The organism is Actinocorallia lasiicapitis (assembly GCF_054778695.1).
Genome location: NZ_BAAGZI010000804.1, coordinates 1 through 939, shown reverse-complemented (window position 1 = coordinate 939; position 939 = coordinate 1). Strand labels below are relative to the sequence as shown.

The 939-nt window shown below is 76.4% G+C and carries 1 protein-coding gene; it reads right to left on the bottom strand.

The window, feature by feature from the left end:
- Positions 1-54 precede the first annotated feature (54 nt).
- Positions 55-939 (bottom strand): 4Fe-4S dicluster domain-containing protein (locus ACYVE7_RS34720; RefSeq protein ID WP_460370891.1); only part of this gene is annotated, 885 nt, incomplete at its 5' end.

The following is a 939-nucleotide window of genomic DNA, read 5'->3' as shown; positions in this document are numbered from 1 at the left end:
GGGCCGCCACCACCGCGCGCAGGGCCGCCCGGACGCGCCGCTGCACCTCCTCGCTCACCGGCGCGCCCTCCACCGCTCACGGAAACCCTTTCTGGGCGGTCCCGGCAGATCACGGGTCTCGGTCCAGACCCCGAACCGTCCCGGCAGCCGGCGGACCGTGCCGTCGCGGACCAGCAGTCTGGTCCACCGGGACGCCCGCAGCAGCGCCTGCTCGAACCGGCGCTGGTCGGACATCGTCCAGGCCAGCCCCCGCATCAGCGCCAGCTCGGGCGTGGGGACGGGCCGGTGGCGGCGCGACTCGACCACCCGGGCGCGCAGCATCACCAGCAGCCCCGGCAGATCGATCCCGACCGGGCAGACGTCGGCGCACGCCCCGCAGAGGGTCGAGGCGAACGGCAGCGACGCCTCGAACGCCGGGCCGACCCCGCGGAACTGCGGGGTGAGCACCGCGCCGATCGGGCCCGGCAGGACGGGACCGTAGGGGCCCGCGCCGACCCGCTCGTAGACCGGGCAGACACTGCTGCAGGCCGAGCAGCGGATGCAGCGCAGCGCGTCACGGCCCTCGGGGTCGCGCAGGGCGCGGGTGCGGCCGTTGTCGATCAGCACGACCTCGGCGCCGGGCCAGGTGGTCGTCACCGGGTTCATCCGGACGCCCTGCGCGGCGCGCGGCCAGAGCTGCAGCAGCACCTCCAGCTCACACCACCGGTCGACGACCTGCTCGATCCCCGCGAGCAGCAGCAGCCGGCCCGCGGGCACGAGATCGTCCAGGACGACGGCGGTGCCCGTCTCGGCGACCAGGAAGTCGGCGGCGGCCACCACGACCGCAGCCGTCGCGGGGTCTCCACCGGGCTCGAGGCCGATCTCGGTGAGGATCGGGGCGGCGCGGCGGGCCGTCTCGGCGCCGTCGCAGAGCCCGGCGATCAGCTCGCGGGCCTCGGC